The 18,710-nt window shown below is 61.6% G+C and carries 17 protein-coding genes; 11 read left to right on the forward strand and 6 right to left on the reverse strand.

Going from position 1 to position 18,710, the window contains the following annotated elements; all coding sequences use genetic code 11:
• Positions 1-45 precede the first annotated feature (45 nt).
• From BLV09_RS35560 to BLV09_RS35600, 9 genes are all read left to right on the forward strand, one after another.
• Positions 46-1,404, forward strand: coding sequence for a sensor histidine kinase (locus tag BLV09_RS35560; RefSeq protein WP_146690739.1), 1,359 nt, complete (start codon positions 46-48; stop codon positions 1,402-1,404).
• Between the two features lie 379 nt (positions 1,405-1,783).
• Positions 1,784-2,098, forward strand: a complete 315-nt coding sequence (locus BLV09_RS38380; protein WP_244548913.1) for a BA14K family protein — start codon at positions 1,784-1,786, stop codon at positions 2,096-2,098.
• Positions 2,099-2,293: 195 nt separating this feature from the next.
• Positions 2,294-3,070, forward strand: coding sequence for an enoyl-CoA hydratase-related protein (locus BLV09_RS35570; RefSeq protein ID WP_146690740.1), 777 nt, complete (start codon positions 2,294-2,296; stop codon positions 3,068-3,070).
• A gap of 53 nt (positions 3,071-3,123) precedes the next feature.
• Positions 3,124-3,999: an FAD binding domain-containing protein gene (locus tag BLV09_RS35575; protein ID WP_146690741.1), complete on the forward strand. Its 876-nt coding sequence runs from the start codon at positions 3,124-3,126 to the stop codon at positions 3,997-3,999.
• Positions 3,996-4,478: a (2Fe-2S)-binding protein gene (locus tag BLV09_RS35580; RefSeq protein WP_100383170.1), complete on the forward strand. Its 483-nt coding sequence runs from the start codon at positions 3,996-3,998 to the stop codon at positions 4,476-4,478. Before BLV09_RS35575 ends, BLV09_RS35580 begins: the two co-directional genes overlap by 4 nt.
• On the forward strand, positions 4,475-5,236 hold the full coding sequence (locus BLV09_RS35585; protein ID WP_146690742.1) for an N-acyl homoserine lactonase family protein: 762 nt from the start codon (positions 4,475-4,477) through the stop codon (positions 5,234-5,236). Before BLV09_RS35580 ends, BLV09_RS35585 begins: the two co-directional genes overlap by 4 nt.
• Positions 5,229-7,631 (forward strand): xanthine dehydrogenase family protein molybdopterin-binding subunit, encoded by a 2,403-nt coding sequence (locus tag BLV09_RS35590; protein ID WP_146690743.1) that lies wholly within the window; start codon positions 5,229-5,231, stop codon positions 7,629-7,631. Before BLV09_RS35585 ends, BLV09_RS35590 begins: the two co-directional genes overlap by 8 nt.
• Complete coding sequence (locus tag BLV09_RS35595; protein ID WP_146690744.1) at positions 7,624-8,373, forward strand: SDR family NAD(P)-dependent oxidoreductase; 750 nt, start codon at positions 7,624-7,626, stop codon at positions 8,371-8,373. The genes BLV09_RS35590 and BLV09_RS35595 overlap by 8 nt, the downstream gene beginning before the upstream one ends.
• Before the next feature lie 13 nt (positions 8,374-8,386).
• Complete coding sequence (locus BLV09_RS35600; RefSeq protein ID WP_100383166.1) at positions 8,387-9,928, forward strand: class I adenylate-forming enzyme family protein; 1,542 nt, start codon at positions 8,387-8,389, stop codon at positions 9,926-9,928.
• Between the two features lie 3 nt (positions 9,929-9,931).
• Here the strand turns inward: BLV09_RS35600 and BLV09_RS35605 are convergent, their stop codons facing one another.
• On the reverse strand, positions 9,932-10,978 hold the full coding sequence (locus BLV09_RS35605; RefSeq protein ID WP_146690745.1) for a winged helix-turn-helix transcriptional regulator: 1,047 nt from the start codon (positions 10,976-10,978) through the stop codon (positions 9,932-9,934).
• A gap of 236 nt (positions 10,979-11,214) precedes the next feature.
• On the opposite strand from BLV09_RS35605, the gene BLV09_RS35610 reads away from it, so the two are divergent.
• Positions 11,215-12,399: an ABC transporter substrate-binding protein gene (locus BLV09_RS35610; protein ID WP_244549237.1), complete on the forward strand. Its 1,185-nt coding sequence runs from the start codon at positions 11,215-11,217 to the stop codon at positions 12,397-12,399.
• A gap of 62 nt (positions 12,400-12,461) precedes the next feature.
• Here the strand turns inward: BLV09_RS35610 and BLV09_RS35615 are convergent, their stop codons facing one another.
• Positions 12,462-13,229, reverse strand: a complete 768-nt coding sequence (locus BLV09_RS35615) for an SDR family NAD(P)-dependent oxidoreductase (RefSeq protein WP_146690747.1) — start codon at positions 13,227-13,229, stop codon at positions 12,462-12,464.
• Positions 13,230-13,531: 302 nt separating this feature from the next.
• Between BLV09_RS35615 and BLV09_RS35620 the strand changes: the two genes are divergently transcribed.
• Positions 13,532-14,731 carry a multidrug effflux MFS transporter gene (locus BLV09_RS35620; RefSeq protein WP_146690748.1) on the forward strand — a complete coding sequence of 400 codons (1,200 nt, stop codon included), beginning with the start codon at positions 13,532-13,534 and terminating at the stop codon, positions 14,729-14,731.
• A gap of 15 nt (positions 14,732-14,746) precedes the next feature.
• Here BLV09_RS35620 and BLV09_RS35625 read toward each other — a convergent pair whose 3' ends face one another.
• The 4 genes from BLV09_RS35625 to BLV09_RS35640 all read right to left on the reverse strand — a co-directional run bounded on the left by BLV09_RS35625 (position 14,747) and on the right by BLV09_RS35640 (position 18,688).
• Complete coding sequence (locus BLV09_RS35625; RefSeq protein ID WP_146690749.1) at positions 14,747-15,631, reverse strand: LysR family transcriptional regulator; 885 nt, start codon at positions 15,629-15,631, stop codon at positions 14,747-14,749.
• A gap of 10 nt (positions 15,632-15,641) precedes the next feature.
• Positions 15,642-16,706 (reverse strand): YeiH family protein, encoded by a 1,065-nt coding sequence (locus BLV09_RS35630; protein WP_146690750.1) that lies wholly within the window; start codon positions 16,704-16,706, stop codon positions 15,642-15,644.
• A 228-nt stretch (positions 16,707-16,934) separates the two neighbouring features.
• Positions 16,935-17,837 carry an ABC transporter ATP-binding protein gene (locus BLV09_RS35635; protein ID WP_100383159.1) on the reverse strand — a complete coding sequence of 301 codons (903 nt, stop codon included), beginning with the start codon at positions 17,835-17,837 and terminating at the stop codon, positions 16,935-16,937.
• Positions 17,834-18,688 carry an ABC transporter permease gene (locus BLV09_RS35640; protein WP_167559120.1) on the reverse strand — a complete coding sequence of 285 codons (855 nt, stop codon included), beginning with the start codon at positions 18,686-18,688 and terminating at the stop codon, positions 17,834-17,836. Before BLV09_RS35640 ends, BLV09_RS35635 begins: the two co-directional genes overlap by 4 nt.
• Between the last annotated feature and the right edge of the window lie 22 nt (positions 18,689-18,710).

Raw genomic sequence — 18,710 nt, forward strand, 5'->3', positions numbered from 1 at the left:
GCGACACGCTGCCGTTGGGCAAAGACATCCGGCGGCGAAAGTCTGATGCGTCAACCGCAGTTCACACGCTCGAACACCTTCCACTGGGCTTTCATCGTGGCGGGCGTGTTCACGATCTTTATCATCCTGCTGTTCGGATTTATCTACTGGAAGATCGACGACTATCTGACCTCGCGGTCCGACCGCGTCATCACCGCGCAAATGAGCGGGATTGCGGAGCTGTCGCCTGAACGCCGGCTGGAAGCCGTCAATGAACGGCTGAAGCTGGATCCCAGAGGAGTACAGCTTGCCGCGATATTCGCCGCCGACGGTCATCGGATCATCGGCAATATCGAGAGCCTGCCGCCTGATCTGAAGATCGACTCCGTGGCGCAAAGCACCAGCGTTGTCAGGACGGACCGCATCGGCCCTCAGACTGTCAGGGCGATCGCCCGGCGCATGCAAAACGGCCACGTACTGGTTCTCGGACGGAATGTCGACGAGGCCATGGAGATATCCAGCGTGGTCGGTCAAGCGCTTGCGCTCGGCCTGCTGCCCGGGTTTTGCCTTTGCCTGCTGGCCGGTGCGTGGTTGAGCGTGCGCGCCCAGAAGCGGGTCGAAGAGGTCAACGTACGGGTTCGGCGCATCATTGCCGGAGACCTGCGCGAGCGGCTGCCGCATCGTAACGTCGACGAGCCGTTCTCGAGGCTCGCGGTCATCGTCAACGGCATGCTCGATGAAATGGAAACCATGATCCACGCGCTTGCCGGCGTCGGCAATGATATCGCTCACGACTTGCGGACGCCCTTGACGCGCGCGCGGCTTACCCTTGAGCGCGGGCGCAGCAACGCGGCCACACTGGAGCAGCTTCAGGCCGTCTCCGACAAGGCGATCGCGGGTATCGATCAGTCGCTGGCGATCATTACGGCATTGCTGCGCCTGGCCGAGATCGAAAACAGCCGGCGCGCCGCGGGCTTCGGCGACGTCGCGCTGGGCGAACTCTTGCGCGAAGTGTGCGACATCTATGAGCCGATTGCGGAAAACAAAAATGTTGCCTTGAAGGTCCAGATCGAGCGCGAACTTACGGTCCGCGGCGACCGGGATCTGCTGGTCGAGGCTGTTGCCAACCTGGTTGACAATGCCATCAAATTTACGCCCGAGGGCGGGCAGGTGCGCCTCGAGCTGGTCCGCGGCGATGGCGAAACCATCATACGCGTCGCCGATACCGGATGCGGCATTAACGAACAGGAACGAGACGCCGTGCTGCGGCGCTTCTACCGATCCGACAAGATCAGAAGCACGCCTGGTGTCGGCCTCGGCCTCAATCTGGTGGCTGCGATCGTCAAATTGCACGGCTTCCGGCTGACGATCTTTTCGGGACCAGGTGGCCGCGTCGATATCGTTTGCCCGGACAGGCCCGGTTGAGGGCAGGTCGACTGAAAGGCGTCGACGGCAGCCGCTCGAGGTGTTCCCGAAGTATCGCCGGTTCTCCGGCAGAGCAAATCGAACAGCAGCATTTATCGAGATTTGATGTTGAGCAGCAGAATTGATCGGCAGCTCGACAAGCCTCAACATTTCCGTTGTTGACCAGCGTTGCATGCAGTTTTCGAAGAAAATCAGTTGGCTTCACAAATTCGAATTTTAGTTGTGCGAAGAGATTTTCAACTTACATCGCGAGGTGTGCTTCTGAACGTGCAGAACGCAGTTGAGATTCGCGCTTCAAAGGTCACACGGAATTGAATGCACGTGCCGATCCTGGGCCTCGCGAGCCCTGCAACGGATCGATCCATGGAGAAAGAAAATTATGACCAGATCAAAAATCTTCGGCGCGGTAGCCATCCTGTCGGTGATCACGGCAACGCCGGTATTTGCACAGGCGGCGGTCCAGGAGCCGGGCGCCTATGCATTCTATCACCCAAACGGGGATGTTCTCGGGGCCAATCGGCCCTGGCCGCGCGGATCCGGAGGTGAAGCGGCGCCGGTGCCGTTCGGCAACAGCGGAGCGTATGCTTCCATGGGCGGTCCGGACTCCTCCTCCTGTGCTCAACGCTACCATTCCTACGACCGAGCGTCGGGTACGTTCCTCGGTTACGATGGCGCCCGACATCCGTGCCAATAAGCCGGCAGCAACGGAGGTAAATAAAAGGCGGCCGGTTGGCCGCCTTTTTCATTTGACCGGATCGGCGGCTTAAGTCTACTTATGCAAGTGACAAATCGGCACTGACGACCGGGAAACCTTGAGCTCGACCGGCGTCTGAAAGTCGAAGTGGTTGTTCCGCTGCGTCGCGGCGATGGCAGCCGGGGAGGAAACGTCTTGAGCCAGGAAATAACCGTCACCGAGCATGACGGCATCGCGCGTGTTTCGTTGAACAGGCCCGCCATACGCAATGCGGTGACGCTTGCGATGTGGCGCGAACTCGCGACCATTTTCTCCCGCTTTGCGCAAGACAAGGCTGTTCGCGCCGTCATATTGACGGGGGCTGGAAAGAACTTCAGCGTCGGCGCCGATATTTCGGAATTTGACTCCATCCGCGTCAACAAACGGCAGAGCGCCGATTACGAAGTCGCCGTCGATCAATGCTCGAACGCGATTGCGGAATTGCGAAAGCCGGTTATCGCGGCGATCTCCGGTTACTGTCTCGGCGGCGGGTGTCATCTTGCGCTCGCTTGCGACTTCCGGTTTGCCGATCGTAGCGCCGTGGTTGGAATTCCTTCCGCCAAGCTTTCCATCGTTTATGGCGTTCGCAGCGTGCAGCGGCTGCTGGCTTTGGCCGGAATCGCGAACGCCAAGCGGATTCTCTATTCGGGTGACCGTTATGAGGCGAGTCAGGCACGGTCGATGGGCTTGCTCGATGAGGTCGTGGACCATGTTGAGATAGCGGCGGAACAATTTGCGGCAAAACTTGCGAGCAATGCTCCACTGTCGATCGCCGGCGCCAAATTCATGCTGAATGGCCTGTCCACGGGATCAGGCGCCCTTGATCTTGCGCTCGCTCAGCAGATGATCGATGCCGCTTCGGACAGCGAGGATTTCAAAGAGGGCAGGCGGGCGTTTGCGGAAAAGCGGCCCCCACTGTTTCGCGGAGAGTAAAGTCTGCACATGGCGCGCAGGCTGAACGGTACCAAGACCTTGGAGCAGCTTATATGAAGCCGGCCAGGTTCGACTATGTGGCGCCGACAACGCTGGATGCGGCGGTCGAGGCGCTCGCGGCTTCCAATGGCGATGGAAAAATTCTCGCCGGCGGTCAAAGCCTGATGCCGCTGTTGAACTTCAGGATGGCGCGACCGTCGATCCTGGTCGACCTCAAGCGTATCGAGGGTCTGTCGTTCATTGACGTGCGTGGCGACAAGGTCGTGATCGGTGCGCTGACGCGGCATTGCGAGATCGAAAGATCTCCATTGATCGCATCGAAGCTGCCGGTCATGTCGGCGGCGATGCGGTATGTCGCGCATCTTGCGATACGCAACCGGGGTACCATCGGCGGCAGCCTGTCACATGCCGACCCGGCGGCCGAACTGCCCATGCTCGCGGTGTTCTATGATGCAACGATCATTGCTCAGGGCCCGTCGGGCCGGCGCAAAATCCCCGCCGGAGAATTCTTTATCGATGCGCTTGCGAACTGCCTCGAACCGGACGAGATCGTTGTCGAAATCGAATTTCCGCTTTTGACCAGGCACAATGGCTGGGGGTTTGAAGAAGTCTCGCGCCGTTTCGGCGATTTTGCGCTCGCCTGCATCGCAGTTTCGATCGAGCGCAGGGGTCGCAAGATCGTCGACGCCCGCGTCGCCGTGATGGGGGTCGCGGAGACGCCGCTGCGGCTCAAAATGGCCGAACGGGCCCTGTGTGAAGCGGAGATCGATTCCGCCGCGACCGGGAGGTTCGCGGATGTCTTGCGATCGAATGTCGCGCCGAACACCGACATTCACGCCTCATCCGACTATCGCCGCCGTTTGGTGGGCGCGCTCGCCGAGAAAGCCTTGACGGCTGCATTGCATCGCGCGGGCGAAGGCTCGTCATGACCATCCCTATCGCAGTGACGGTCAATGGCACGGTGCAGGAGGTGCAAAATGTCGAGCCGCGCCTGCTGCTGTCGGATTTTCTCCGCGAGACTCTGGGGCTGACGGGCACGCATGTCGGCTGCGAACACGGCGTCTGCGGCGCCTGCACCGTCCTGATGAACGGAGACAGTGTCCGCTCCTGCCTCACGCTTGCGGTGCAGGCCGACGGTGCTGAAATCGTGACAGTCGAGGGATTGGGAACGCCGGAAGCCCTCAACGTGCTGCAAACCCAGTTCAGGGAGCATCACGGCCTGCAATGCGGGTTCTGCACGCCGGGGATGCTGATGACTGGCGAAGACCTGCTTCGCAAATATCCGCTCGCCAGCGACGACGACATCAGGGAGGGGCTGTCGGGCAATCTCTGCCGCTGCACCGGATACCAGAACATCGTTGCGGCGATTCGATCCGCCGCGGCGTTGCGCAACAAGGAGCCTTCATGAAGCTGAATTTTCTGCCGGCCGGCCGCGTTCGCATGAAGAAGGGCATCTATATTCCCGGCGCGGATCGGAGTGAAACGATCGAGCTGCCGGTGAGCAGTGCGCTGATCAGGCACAAGCAGGGCAATGTGCTGTTCGATACCGGCTGCCATCCGTCGGTTGTCGACCATGCCGAGGAACGCTGGGGCGCGCTCGCCTGGGTGATGACCCCGATCATGAGCGCGGACGAGATGCTGATGCCAAGTCTGGCCTGCCTCGGCGTCAACCCCGAAGACATCGACGTGGTGGTGAATTCGCATTTTCACCCCGATCATTGCGGCTGCAATCAATTCTTCAAGAAGGCAACGTTCTACGCGCACGCCAAGGAAGTCGAAGCCGCCAACGCGGCCGGCGCGGAATCCTCCGGCTATCTTCGCGCCGATTGGGATTGTGGCCAGCCGACGCAAATGGTGGAAGGCGAAAAGGATTTGTTCGGCGATGGCAGCGTGGTGTTGATCCCGCTGCCGGGGCATACGCCGGGGATGCTCGGCGCGCTGGTCAATCTCGATCGCGACGGCCCGTTCCTGCTGGCTTCCGACTCGATCAGCCTGCGGCAAAGCCTCGATACCGATACGGTGCCACGGAACACCTGGAATGCCGATCTGCTGCTGCAGTCCTACCAGGAGGCGCGGCGGATCGAAAAATCGGGCGCGACCGTGATCTGCGGCCATGACGATGCGCAGTGGCAAAGCCTGCGCAAGGGAAACGAGGGATATGAGTAAGGACAGCCTGGCTCATCCGTCGGATATCCTGCGGCCGCGTCACGTCGGATCACCGATCAAGCGCACGGAGGATCCGCGACTCCTGACCGGGAGCGGCGAATACACCGCCGATCGCAAGCCGGATCGCGCTCTGCATGTCGCGTTTCGCCGCAGTGAGCAATCGCATGCGCGAATTTTGCGCATCGACACTACGGCGGCTCAAGCGGTCCCCGGCGTGGTCGCGGTATTGACGGCGGAAAACGTCGCCGACGATTTCAAGCCGGTGATTCCGTTTTCGCGAATGCCGAATTACTACGCGACGCCGATTGTGCCGCTGGCGTCCGGCAAGGTCCGCTATGTCGGCGAGGCTGTGGTGGCGGTGATCGCGACGTCGCGCTACCTCGCCGAAGACGCGCTGGAATTGATCGAGATCGACTATGAGCCGCTGGGCGCGGTCGCGCGGGCCGAGCGTGCCGCTGCAAAGGATGCCCCGCTGCTGCATGAAGAGGCCGGCACCAACGTTCTGATTTCTCGCGAATTCAAGAAGGGTGATGCTGCCGCCGACATGAAGGCCTCGACGGTGCGGGTGAGCGGCCGCTTCGAGATGACGCGCAAGGCGCCGCTGGCGATGGAGCCGCGAAGCTACACCGCCGAGTATGACGCCAAACGCAGGGCGATCACGCTCTACACCTCGTCGAATATTCCCGGCATCGTCCGCGATGCCATTTCAGAATCGCTGGACCTGCCCGGTAATCGCCTGCGGGTGATCGCGCCTGATGTCGGCGGAAGTTTTGGATCGAAAGGCTCGCTCTATCCGGAAGAGCTCTTCATGTGCATCGCCGCCCGGAAGCTCGGCCGTTCGCTGAGATGGACGGCGGATCGCCTGGAGGATGTCAGCAGCAGCAGCCAGGCGTTCGCGGAAGTCGTCGAAGCCGAGATGGGTTTTGACAGGGACGGCCACGCTGTCACGTTGCAGGCGGATGTGATCGGAGATGTCGGCGCCTACTCGATCTATCCCTGGACCTGCGGCCTTGAGACCGTGCAGGTCGTGAGCTTCCTGCCGGGCCCTTATAAGATCGGTTCCTATCGTGGGGCCGTTCGCGGCGTCGCCACCAGCAAGCCGCCGACTGGTCCTTATCGCGGAGTAGGGCGGCCGATTTCGACCTTTGTGACCGAACGGCTGATGGACATGGGGGCGAAGGCGCTCGGTCTTGATCCCCTGGAAATCCGGCGGCGCAATCTGGTTCGGGCCGAGGAATTTCCCTACCGGATCGCATCCGGAATCATCTGGGACAAGACCGGGTTCATCGAGTGCCTCGATGCGGTTGCGGGAGCCGCCGACTATGCCGGGCTCCGCGCGCAGCAGCTTGACGCGCGCAAGGGTGGACGGCTGTTCGGCATTGGTCTTGCCACCTACGCGGAATTGACCGGAATAGGATCGCGCATCGCGGTGGCGCCGGGAATGCCGATCAACACTGGCTCGGAGACCGCCAAGATCCGCATCGACGCGACCGGATCGATCACGGCGGCATTCGGCGTCGCGTCGCACGGGCAGGGACTTGAAACGACGCTGGCGCAAATCATCGCCGATGACCTCGGCGCCAGGTTCGAGGATATCCGCGTCATTCAGGGCGACAGCGACGCGGTGCCGATGTCGACCGGCACCTATGCCAGCCGCAGCGCGGTGCTCGGCGGCGGCGCGGCCAAGCACGCCTCGCGGTTGCTGCGCGAGAAAATCAGGCGGGTCGCCTCGCATTTGCTCGAAGCCAACCAGGACGACATCGAAATCGAAAACGGCATCGCCAGGGTCGGCGGCACCGACCGCATGGTTACGTTCAAGCAGATATCGAAGGCGGTCTATTCCGACATGAAGACGCTGCCGGTCGATGCGCGCGAAGAGCTCGAAGCCAGCTACACCTACGATCCCATCAATGGGACCACGGCTTGCGCCACGCATCTCGCCGTGGTCGAGGTTGATCCCGTCAGCTGCTTTGTCCGGATCCACAAATATGTCGTCGCCGAGGACTGCGGAAGAATCATCAATCCCATGATCGTGGATGGCCAGGTCCACGGCGGCGTGGCGCAGGGAATTGGCGCGGCGCTATACGAGGAGCTGATCTACGACGACGAAGGTCAGCTTCTGACCGCCAGTCTCGTCGACTATGTCATTCCTTCGGCGCCGGAAGTGCCGCTGATGGATGTGGTCCATATCGAAAGTGAATCGGCCGTTGCCGGCGGATTCCGCGGCATGGGCGAGGGGGGCACGATCGGAGCCCCGGCTGCGATTGCGAATGCGATCGCGGATGCGCTGTTACCGCTCGATATCGAAGTCTCCATACTCCCAATGACTCCAGAGCGCATCTTCAGGCTCATGGAGCAAGCAAGCCTCAAAGCTAAAGGAAAGACCGATGATTGATCTCAAGGGACGTGTTGCTCTGGTGACCGGCGGCGGCAGGGATGTCGGCGCGGCTATTTCAAAGACGTTGGCCGAAAACGGCGCCGCCGTTGCGGTGAACTATCACGGATCGAAGGCGGACGCCGAGAACGTGGTCAGCGAGATCGAAAAGGCCGGTGGCAAGGCCAAGGCCTATCAGGCGGATGTTTCCGATGCTGCCGTGGTCAAGGACATGGTCGACCGGGTCAAGGCCGACTTTGGCGGGCTCGATATTCTCGTCAACAATGCCGGCCTCGTGTTCCGCAAGCGCTTCAGCGAAACCACGCCGGAAGACTGGCGCAAGCAGATCGATACCTGCTTGTATGGCGCGCTGAACTGCTGCCACAGCGCGGGACCGCTGCTTGAGGCATCGGGAAACGGCCGCATCATTTCGATCATGGGCGATTCATCAAGGGTCGGCGAGTCCGGCCTGGCGCTGGCCGCCGCGTCGCGCGCCGGCACCATCGCGCTGATGAAATCGCTGGCCCGCGAGATGGGACGATCGGGCGTGACCGCCAACTCGATCGCGCTTGGCCTGATCGAAACCGCGCATGACAGCGCCTGGGTCGAGGCGAACCGTGAGAAACTGGTCAAGGCCTATGCGATCCGGCGGCTTGGCCGCCCCTCCGACGTCGCACCGATGGTCGCCCTCTTGGCATCCGACGCTGGCAGCTGGATCACCGGACAGGTCTTCAGCATCAGCGGCGGATTCACCATGATTTAGAGCGGGGCGGATCATGTTGCACGTCAACCTGATAGAACCGGTATCGAAATTACTGGCGCGTCATGCCCGGGAGCGGCCGGAGCAGGTCGCATTCTCCGATGCGTCGCGCTCGATCAATTACGCCGAGCTCGCCCAGCGCACGGCGTCGATCGCGGCCAGTTTCTCCAAGGCGGGAATCCGCGAGGGCGACAAGGTCGGCATCTACCTGCCGAACAGCGTTGACTGGATCGAGGCGTGTTTCGCCGGTCTGCGCGCCGGCGCGGTTCTGGTTCCCATCAGTTACGACGCGGTGGAAGGCGAGATCAGCTATCGGTTGTCCGACGCCGGCTGTCGTGCGCTGATTACCACCGCTGCCCGCAAGGACCTGATCGCGAAGATTGCGCGCGAGGAGGGCAGCTCGCTCGCGGTCATCTATGCCGGCAAGGATGCGCCGCAGGCCGGCCCGGCGATGGCCGCTCTCGCTGAAGACAGCGATGCGCGTCCGCTCGATCCTGAAAGCATCGATCACGCCTCTTTCATCATCTACACATCAGGCACGACCGGACGGGCCAAGGGCGTGCTGCTGTCGCTGCGCGGCATGTTGTGGATCGCCGCATCATGCTGGGTGCCGATCTGCGGGCTTAGCGACAAGGACGTCGTGCTGTCGCCATTGCCGCTGTTTCATTCCTACGGCCTGAATCTGTCCGTGCTCGGCGTTCTCGCCGTCGGCGCCAGCGAGCATATTCTGGAAAAATTCTCGCCGCAGCAGGTGCTGGAATTGATGCAGACCGGCAGATATTCGGTCTTTCCGGGCGTGCCGACGATGTTTCATTATCTGTTGCAGCGCGCGCAGGAGAGCGGCGTCGATCAGCTCGGCAACATCAGGCTTTGTATCTCGGCCGGCGCGATCATGCCGGCAACCCTGAACAAGGCTTTCGAGGACCGGTTTGGAAAGCCGCTGCTCGACGGTTACGGCATCACCGAAACCTCGACGATGGTCACCATGAACTGGCTGAACGGCGCGCGGCCGTTGGGATCCTGCGGTCTGCCGGTGCCGGGCCTGGCGGTAAGGATCGTCGATCCATCGTCACGTGAAGATGTGCCGTTCGGCGGCGAGGGTGAACTGATCGTGCGCGGCCCGAACCTGATGATGGGATACCACAACAAGCCGGCCGAGACGGCGTCGGCGCTGCGCAAGGGCTGGTATCACACCGGCGACCTCGCCAAATCGGACGCGTCCGGTTACCTGACCATCACCGGCCGTATCAAGGAACTGATCATCAGGGGCGGACAGAATATCGCGCCCGCCGAAATCGAGGAGGTCGTTGCGCGCCATCCGCAAATAACCGATTGCGCGGTGGTCGGCATCCAGCACGCGACGCTCGGCGAGGTGCCTTGCTTGTTCGTGGTGGCGAAGAACGGCGAGATCGACGTCGCCTCGCTGCTGGAGCATTGCCGCGCGCACCTGTCATCTTACAAGATTCCGGAAGCGACGCATCTCGTGCCGGAAATCCCGCGAACGGGTTCGGGCAAGATCATGCGCTTCAAGCTGGTCGAAGCGTTGAACCGGATGTGAGATCTAGCTGATCGAGCGCGGACCCAGGGCGCCAAAAGCCTTGGGATCGTACGTCAGCTTGTATTTCATGTCGGCGGCGATGATCGGCTTCTTGCAATGGTCGCAGATCACTGCTGCGAAGAAATCATGTCCGCAGGTCAGATGCTTCAACGCCAGCGGAGGCTTGTTGGCGGCCAGCCAGCGATCGCCCCATCGCAGCATCGCAACGAACGGGCCATACAGGTCCAGTCCCATGTCGGTCAGAAGATATTCATAGCGGTCGGGCGCGTTCTGATAGAGACGCCGATGAAACACGCCGCTCGCCACCAGCCGCGACAGCCGGTCGGTCAGAATATTAGGAGCGATGGCAAGCTCGGACTGGATCTTGTCGTAGCGACGGTTGCCGAAAAACGCTTCCCGCACCACCATGAAGCTCCATTTGTCGCCGATGATTTCAAGCGCCCGCGACACCGAACTCGGCCGTCCCAGTGAAAACCGGCTGCCATCCGAAGCGCGGCGAGTGTTGCGGCCAGCCTTGGCCGGACGTCGCCCCGCACCGGGGCCGTCGCGATACTTCACGTCCCTCGCGTTGAGCTTTTCGCCGCAGCTTGAGCAGGCCACATAAGGATGGCTCTCGCAGCCGCATGTCATGTGAACCAAGGTCAGCGGCGGCGCTTTCCCGGCTGTAAGCCAGCGATCGCCGAACTGCATCAACGCGATGAAGCTCGGATAAAGATCAAACCCCATCTTGGTCAGCCGGTATTCCCGGCGTTGCGAACCCGGCGTTGCGACCTGCCGGAAAATCGACAGCCGCGTCAATTTTCGCAGCCTGTCGGTGAGCGTCGCGCGGGGAATGCCGAGCGCGGCGCGAAAGGCCTCGAACGTCTGGGTGCCGAAAAACGCTTCGCGGATGATCAGGAACGCCCAGGCATCGGAAACAACGTCCAGCGTTCGCGCGACGGAGCAATTTCTTTCCGTGCGCGCAGCCTTGCCCGCGCCCCGAGCTTTGGAAAGAACCGGACGCGCGGCTGGCCTTTCTCGCTGGATTTTGGCGTTCGCAGAGCGGGGCATCGTGGAAGATCTGTTTCGCGGTGGCTCGGAGGGAGATGAGGTGCGATCTAAAAACGCACCCGGAAAACTGTCTCTACACCATCAACCCGATTGACAGGCAAAAAAACTTCAGTCTAGTTATGCATGTCACAACAAGGTGCGCGTTTAAGCCACCGGACCTGTTCATTTCTGGATTGCCTCGGGAGGGTATGCCCATGAAGACTGCTGTTTGCAGTGCGCTGCTCGTTGCAGCTTCGATGATTGCCGGCATTGACGGCGCGGCCGCGCAGGCCGGCGCTATATCCGATGACGTGGTGAAGATCGGTGTGCTGACCGACATGTCGGGCCAGTTTTCCGACGAATCTGGCGAGGGCTCGGTCACCGCGGTCCGCATGGCGATCGAGGATTTCGGCGGAAAGGTTCTCGGCAAGCCGATCGAACTCGTCGTTGCCGATCACCAGAACAAGCCCGACATCGCTTCGGGAATTGCACGGAAATGGTACGACGTCGAGCACGTCGACATGATTGCGAACCTGATCAACTCTTCCATCGCGCTCAGCGTTACGCAGATGGCCAAGGAAAAGAACCGGATTGCGATCGTCAACGGAGCCGGCTCGTCGCGCCTGACCAACGAGGCCTGCACACCCAACAGCGTGCATTATTCCTACGACAGCTACGCGCTCGCGCGAGGGACGGGATCGGCGCTTGCGAAGGCCGGCCAGAAAAGCTGGTTCTTCCTCACCGCCGATTATGCGTTCGGGCACGCGCTGGAGGCGGACACCTCCGCCGTGGTCAAGGCGCTTGGCGGCGAAGTGGTCGGTTCGACGCGCTATCCGATCGAGACCTTCGATCAATCCTCCTTCCTGCTGCAAGCCCAGGCCTCCAAGGCCCAGGTCGTCGCGCTGGCGGGATCGGGAACGGTGCTCGTCAACGCTGTCAAGTCGGCTCAGGATTTCGGCATCCGCAGAGGCGGGCAAACGCTGGCGGGGCTACTGGTCTGGGTCACCGACGTCAAGAGCCTCGGCCTTGAAACGGCGCAAGGGTTGGTTCTCACCGATGCGTTCTATTGGGATCGCGACGATCAAACCCGGGCGTGGTCGAAGCGCTTCTATGAACGCATGAAGAAGATGCCGCATATGGGCGATGCCGGCGACTACTCGTCGACCATGCATTATCTCAAGGCTATCGAGGCCGCCGGGACCGACGAGGCGCAGGCCGTGATGGCGAAGATGCGCGAACTCCCGATCAACGATTTCTTCGCGACCAACGGCCGAATTCGCGAAGACGGGCGCATGGTTCACGACATGTATGTCTATGAGGTCAAGGCGCCGTCCGAATCCAAGGGCGACTGGGACTTTTACAAGCTTCGCGAAGTCATTCCCGGCGACCAGGCGTTCCGGCCGTTGAGGGACAGCCTATGTCCGCTGGTGAAGAAGGGCTGAGCGAAAGCTCGCCGCAGTCATGACAACGCGACTAAATCTGGCGGCGCTGCTCGCAGCGCCGTCTACCCGAGCTTGACGCCCGCGAGCTTTTCGCAGGCTTCCAGCAATTGCGCCTGCTTGCGAACATCGTTCGCTGCCGGATTCGGATCGCGGCGTCTTTGGTGAAAGAAGTATTTTCCCGAGACGAGAGCTGCGGGATCAGTGCTTGTTGCCAGCCAAACCTGGGTGCGATGAGCCTGATCGAGATCGTCAGGAGCGCCGGCGCCGCCCATCTTTGTCGGGACCCATCCCGGCTCGAGCGCGTTCGAATAGATGTTCGGAAACAGCCGCGCGACAGCAAATGCCAGCAACACGTCGTGGAATTTGCTCTCGGCATAGGCGGCCGAGCCGTTCCAGCTTCGCTTGGACCAAGTGAGATCGCTGAGATCGGTGCCGGCGCCGTGGTGCATGCCGGAGCTCAGATAGACCAGCCGCTTCGGTTTCTTGATCATGGCGGTCAGGATGAAAGGCGCCAGCGTGTTGATGGCGAACACATGCGGCAGGCCATCATCCGTGATGCGCTTGGGCTCGCGATAACCAACCCCTGCATTATGGATGATCGCATCGAAGTCACCGAGCGCGTTGACTTGGCTTGCGACATCTTTGGTCTGCGCGATGCTGCTGAGATCCCCGATCACGACACTTTCGGCGCCGGACACGGCTTTTGACGCCTCCTTCGCCCTGGCATCGCTGCGGGCATGCAACACAACCTTATGGCCCTGCTCGACAAGGAGCCCAGCGGCCATCTTGCCGAGACCATCCGAGGAGCCGGTAATGAAGATACGTGCCATGCGTTTTCCCTACGTCTTCCTTTTGGGAAGCGGCGTTCTCGATCGACAGGTTATCACGGCCTGGAGCGAAGGCGCGTCACAACGATACGACCTGCATCGGCGATGCCGCAGGGGAACGTGGGTTGAGCCAGGCGGAGCCGACCCTGCATATTTTGCAATGGTCACGGCGGCAGTGACGCAATAACCCTAGTCCCATGACTCGTGGCACCGTCGCTATAGACAAATTCGATCTCGTTTTTCGTGGGTAAATTCTCCCCGACATCGAGGCGGGCGCTCGAATCCAGCCCGCGGGGTCACCTCGGGTGAGCACGGCCACCCAGCATAACCCGCGCGCGCCGCTATGGCTTCTTGCGTCAGTTACGTTCAGCGGCACGCTGGCCATGCACATCTTCGTGCCGGCGCTGCCGCTGGCGGCGAGGGACCTGGCGGCAAGTTCAGGCGCGCTTCAACTCACGATCAGCATTTATATCCTGGGCCTTGCGATCGGACAATTGCTGTACGGGCCGCTGTCGGATCGGTTTGGCCGCCGGCCGGTGCTGCTGATCGGGCTGGCGCTGTACAGCGTCTCGGGGCTGGTGGCCGCTTTGGCGCCGGATGTCAGAATCTTGATCGTCGCCCGGCTGTTTCAGGCGATCGGCGGCTGTTCCGGGCTGGTGCTGGGCCGCGCCATTGTTCGCGACGGCGTCGAGGTGGACGAAGCCACGCGAAGGCTGGCGATCGTCAGCCTGATCGTCAATGTCGGTCCAGGTCTGGCGCCGCTGGTGGGCGCAGAACTCGGAACGTTCCTCGGATGGCGCTCGATCTTCTTCGCTTTGACCGCGATGGGCGTCGCCAACTTCTTCATCACCTGGAAACTGCTGCCCGAGACCGGGCCGCGGCGAGGCGCGCAACGTGATGCGCGCAAGACCGGCGAGCTCTGGGTCAATTTCCGTCAACTGGTCACTTCACGCGCGTTTCTCGGCTATGCCATCGGAGGCGGTTGCGCGACGACGTCGATGTACGCATTCGTCAGCGCCGCGCCGTTTATTTTTACCGAGCAACTCCACCAGCCCAACCGCGATGTCGGCATTTATCTCGCCGTCATCGTCGGTGCTTTATGGGTCGGCAGCGTCGTTGCGAGCCGAATCGCGGGACGCATCGCAGTCAACCGGCAAATGATCGGCGGTAACCTGCTGAGCGTGGCTGGCGCCTTTGTTTTCCTGGGCGCGGTCCTGTTCGGGGTGTTGAACATCCCGATAACTGTCGGCTCGATGATCCTGTTTATGTTCGGCGTCGGCGTCTCAAGTCCGCCGGCGCTTGCGGAAGCCATGAGCGTAAATCCAAAAGTCATTGGATCCGCGTCCGGCGTTTACGGCTTCACGCAGATGACGGTCGGAGCTATTTGCACCTCGGCCGCGAGTCTGGGCTCGACGCCCGCCTTGGGTTCCGCGGTCGTGCTGGTGATCGCTGGAGCCCTGGCGCAATTCGCCTTCTGGATGGCGATTTCCAGCCCGCGCGATTGATACACGGCGCGGCTCTTATGCCCCGTTGGCGGCGAGCCGATAAAATTCCCGCTCGGCTTGCGTCACATAACGCTCCTTGTGGCGGAGGATGGAAAAATGACGCTTCTCCAGCGGTAAATTAAGCGCGACAAGCGCGCCGGTCTTGAGCAGCGCGGTCACCACGAGTTTTGAGATCACCGCGGCTCCGGCGCCGGCCGCGACCGCCGAGCGAACCGCTTCGTTCGACGGCAGTTCGAGCGCGACGTCGAGATCGGCCGCGGCCACGCCGAATTTCGCCAGCGCCGTTTCGAACACCGCGCGGGTGCCGGAGCCGCGCTCCCGCAACACCCAGCGTGTCGTCTTGAGGTCACGCGGCGCGACCGAGCGGCGTTTCGCCCACGGATGCTGGGCGCCTACCACCAGCACAAGCTCATCATCGGCGATCGGCTGGATCGCCAGCGTCGGCTCATCGATATGGCCCTCGATCAAGCCGAGATCGGCCGTGCCTTCGATCACCCAGGCCGCGACCTGTTCGGTGTTGCCGATGCGAAAGCTCAATTTGATCCCGGGATGCAGCGATTGATAGCGATGGATCACGGGCGGGAGCCAGTAATTGCCGACAGTTTGACTTGCCGCGAGGGTCAGGGATCCGCGCGACAGGCCGGCGAGATCTGCAAGCACGGTTTCGGCCGCGGCTGCCCGCGCCAGCACCGCCCGCGCCTCGACCACAAACAGCCGTCCGGCGTCGGTGAGCTCGATGCGGCGGCCGATGCGGTCGAAAAGCTTGGTGGCGTAGCGCGCCTCGAGCGCCGCGATCGCGGCGCTGGTGGCGGACTGGGTGAGGTTGAGCGACTGCGCAGCACGGGTCATGTGCTCCAGCTCGGCGACAGCGACAAAGATACGGAGCTGTTCGAGCGTCACGCCATCTCCGTTACATCAGGGTTTTGATCAGCGTAAGGCTGAAGCTTGAGATGAACAGGAACGCGCCGGCGCCGAGCAGCAACGGACGAATTCCCCTCGCGTAAAGCTTGCGAATATCGGTCTCGAGCCCCATCGCGGCGAGCGCCATCGAAAGCAGGAACGTGGTCAGTGTCACGATCACGCTGCGCGCTTCGGCCGGAATGGACACCATGCTGTTGACGCCAACCAACGCGATGAAGCCGAGCACGAACCAGGGCAGCGGGACGCGTGCCGTCGATTGGCCGTCACCGGTGCGACGGGCCTGCCGGGCAGCCAAAAACCCGAGCGAGATGACGACGGGTGCGAGCATCGTCACCCGCGCGAGCTTGGCGATGGTGCCGAATTCGCCGGCATCGCGGCCGTCCTGGAAAGCGGCGGCGACGACCTGGGCGATCTCGTGGATGGAAGCGCCCGACCACAGGCCAAAGGCATGCGGGTCAAGGTGCAGCAGGCCGGGAAACACCGGGTAGACGAACATCGCGACCGAACCGAACACGGTGACGCAGGCGACCGCATAGGCAACGTCTTCGTCCGCCGCCTGGGTTACGGTGTTGGTCGCGATCACGGCCGACGCGCCGCAGATCGAGGTGCCGGCGGCGATCAATTCCGACAGCTTGCGATCGACGCCGATCAGCCGCCCGAGCTGCACGGTAAAGACGAAGGTCGCGATCAGCGTCAGCGCGATGATGGCAATGCCCCTGGCGCCGACCTCCACGAGCTGCGACGCGGTGAGTTGCAGGCCGAGCAGGATGATGGCGAAACGCAGAATGCGCCGCATTGAGAACGTGACACCGGGCTTGGCGAGCGCGGGCGTGCCGATGAAATTGTGAAAGATCATGCCGATCGCAATTGACAGGATGATCGGGCTGAGCACCGAGACATACGGAATTTGCCGAAACGCGAACGCCATTGCTGCGATCGCCGCGGTCAAGACAAGGCCCGGCCAGACGCTGGAGACGCCGAGGGTGTTGGCCGGGGAGGCCGGGGGAGTAACGCTTGCGTCATCGGCGCCAATATCGGTGGAAAGGGCGGTCATCGGCCAAACTCCAATTGAGATGGCCCATGATCGGCGAATCTGTTCAATCGAACAAATTCATTATATATGTCATTTCAATCGAAAATATAGATTGATTTTAAAGGGTGGGACGGCGCCCGTTTTACCTTCCATCCGGTCGAATGGGCCAAGAGAGGACTGCCAAAGGCTTGCCGCGAAGCGTCCCGCGCGCGGTATTGGGCAATCCGGCCTGTGTATGGGTTTTCAGGCCTAAAGCACGTCGGCCAGAGACTGTCCGTGCAGCTCGATGCTCAGCCCCTGCATGCCGAGATCGCTGATTTCGCCGCCCATGGCCTTCAGGCTCTCCTCACGGATCAACGACATCAACCCGCGTCGCAGTGCCAAAAACTCCGATGACATCATCATGGATTGCTGACGGGGCCGTTCCAAGGGAATCGGAATCTCCGCCTTGATCGAACCCGGACGCGCGGTCATGCAGTACACGCGATCGGACAGGAAAATCGCCTCATCGATATCGTGGGTCACGAACAGCACCGAGATCTTCAGCCGCTGCCACATATTGGTGAGGATCTGCTGCATGATGACGCGTGTCTGCGCATCCAGCGCGCCGAAGGGTTCATCGAGCAGCAGCACTTTCGGTCCGGTCGCCAGCGCCCGCACGATGCCGACACGCTGTTTCATGCCGCCGGACAGCCGGTCGGGATAGTGCCTCTCGAACGCTTCAAGCCCGGCCAGGCCAAGCAACGTGCGCGCCGCACGCTCGCGCTGCGAGCGCTCCATGCCGCGCATCTTCAGCCCAAACTCGACATTCTCCCGCACGGTCTTCCATGGAAACAGCGAATATTGCTGGAACACCATGCCGCGTTCCGCGCTCGGTCCTTTTACCAACTCGCCATCGACGGTGACGGTGCCTGTGGTGGGCTTGAGGAATCCCGCGACCGCATTCAACAGCGTGGATTTCCCGCAACCCGAGGGGCCGACGATCGAGACGAATTCACCGGGGCGCACGTGGATCTGGGTGTCGGTGACCGCCTCGACCGCGCCGTCGATGGTCTCGTAGCTCAGCGAAAAATTCCTGACTTCGACATGGCCTTTGGCTGTCGTCGTTTGAGAAGTCTTCGCCTCTGTGCTCTTGGCTTCGCTCGGGTTCATGTCCGCCCCCAGGGCATCACGAGCCGTCCCACGGCCCGTATCAGAAGGCTCGACATCAGGCCAAGCACGCCGATTGCGATCATGCCGAGCGCAATGTCTGGGTACTGCACCAGCGAATAGGCTTCCCAGGTGAAATAGCCGATGCCGTATTGGCCGGAGATCATCTCGGCCGCGATCAGTGAGACCCACGCCACACCCATGCCGACGGTCAGGCCGGTGAAAATATGCGGCAGTGAAGCCGGAAAATATACTTCACGGAAAATCGAGGCTTCGCGGGCGCCGAGACACCGCGCCGCGCGAACGAGAACGGGATCGACCAGCGACATCCCGTGCAGGGTGTTCACCAGGATCGGGAAGAAGGAACCAAGGAACGTGATGAAGACGATGCTCTGCTCGTTGGTCGGCCACAGCATGATCGCCATCGGCACCCATGCGATCGCGGGAATCGGGCGCAACACTTCGGAAACCGGAAAGATCATCTCGTGGATCAGCTTGAACCGGCCCATCACCAGCCCGAGCGGGACGGCGACCACTGCCGCCAGCGAGAAACCGAAGATGATTCTCCGGCAGCTCAATCCGACATGCATGAGGAACTTGGGATCGTGGATCGCGCGCGTAAAACTGTCGTAAACCGCGAGCGGCGAGGGCACGTTGGTGAAGCGGACGAAGAACACGACGCGGTGCTTTGTCAGCAGATGCCAGGCGATCAGAAAGGCGACGATAGATAGCGCGCCAATCAAGATCGCGCGCATCTTGTCCATGTTGAGCCGGAACCAGCGCGCGGCGACGGCGCGGAAGGCCACCGGTTGCTGCGATGGGGCTGCGGAAGGTGTTTGTTCCGCCGTGACCATTGCAGCCGCGGGCTCCATTTGA

Source organism: Bradyrhizobium canariense (assembly GCF_900105125.1).
Classification (GTDB): Bacteria; Pseudomonadota; Alphaproteobacteria; order Rhizobiales; family Xanthobacteraceae; genus Bradyrhizobium; species Bradyrhizobium canariense_A.

Bases quoted from the DNA above. Each gene is read 5' to 3' on its own strand.
- BLV09_RS38380 (WP_244548913.1), top strand. From the start codon at position 1,784: ATGACCAGATCAAAAATCTTCGGCGCGGTAGCCATCCTGTCGGTGATC.
- BLV09_RS35560 (WP_146690739.1), top strand. From the start codon at position 46: ATGCGTCAACCGCAGTTCACACGCTCGAACACCTTCCACTGGGCTTTC.
- BLV09_RS35630 (WP_146690750.1), bottom strand. From the start codon at position 16,706: ATGACCGCCCTTTCCACCGATATTGGCGCCGATGACGCAAGCGTTACT.
- BLV09_RS35590 (WP_146690743.1), top strand. From the start codon at position 5,229: ATGAGTAAGGACAGCCTGGCTCATCCGTCGGATATCCTGCGGCCGCGT.
- BLV09_RS35600 (WP_100383166.1), top strand. From the start codon at position 8,387: ATGTTGCACGTCAACCTGATAGAACCGGTATCGAAATTACTGGCGCGT.
- BLV09_RS35635 (WP_100383159.1), bottom strand. From the start codon at position 17,837: ATGAACCCGAGCGAAGCCAAGAGCACAGAGGCGAAGACTTCTCAAACG.
- BLV09_RS35585 (WP_146690742.1), top strand. From the start codon at position 4,475: ATGAAGCTGAATTTTCTGCCGGCCGGCCGCGTTCGCATGAAGAAGGGC.
- BLV09_RS35580 (WP_100383170.1), top strand. From the start codon at position 3,996: ATGACCATCCCTATCGCAGTGACGGTCAATGGCACGGTGCAGGAGGTG.
- BLV09_RS35615 (WP_146690747.1), bottom strand. From the start codon at position 13,229: ATGGCACGTATCTTCATTACCGGCTCCTCGGATGGTCTCGGCAAGATG.
- BLV09_RS35605 (WP_146690745.1), bottom strand. From the start codon at position 10,978: ATGCCCCGCTCTGCGAACGCCAAAATCCAGCGAGAAAGGCCAGCCGCG.
- BLV09_RS35575 (WP_146690741.1), top strand. From the start codon at position 3,124: ATGAAGCCGGCCAGGTTCGACTATGTGGCGCCGACAACGCTGGATGCG.
- BLV09_RS35640 (WP_167559120.1), bottom strand. From the start codon at position 18,688: ATGGTCACGGCGGAACAAACACCTTCCGCAGCCCCATCGCAGCAACCG.
- BLV09_RS35595 (WP_146690744.1), top strand. From the start codon at position 7,624: ATGATTGATCTCAAGGGACGTGTTGCTCTGGTGACCGGCGGCGGCAGG.
- BLV09_RS35610 (WP_244549237.1), top strand. From the start codon at position 11,215: ATGATTGCCGGCATTGACGGCGCGGCCGCGCAGGCCGGCGCTATATCC.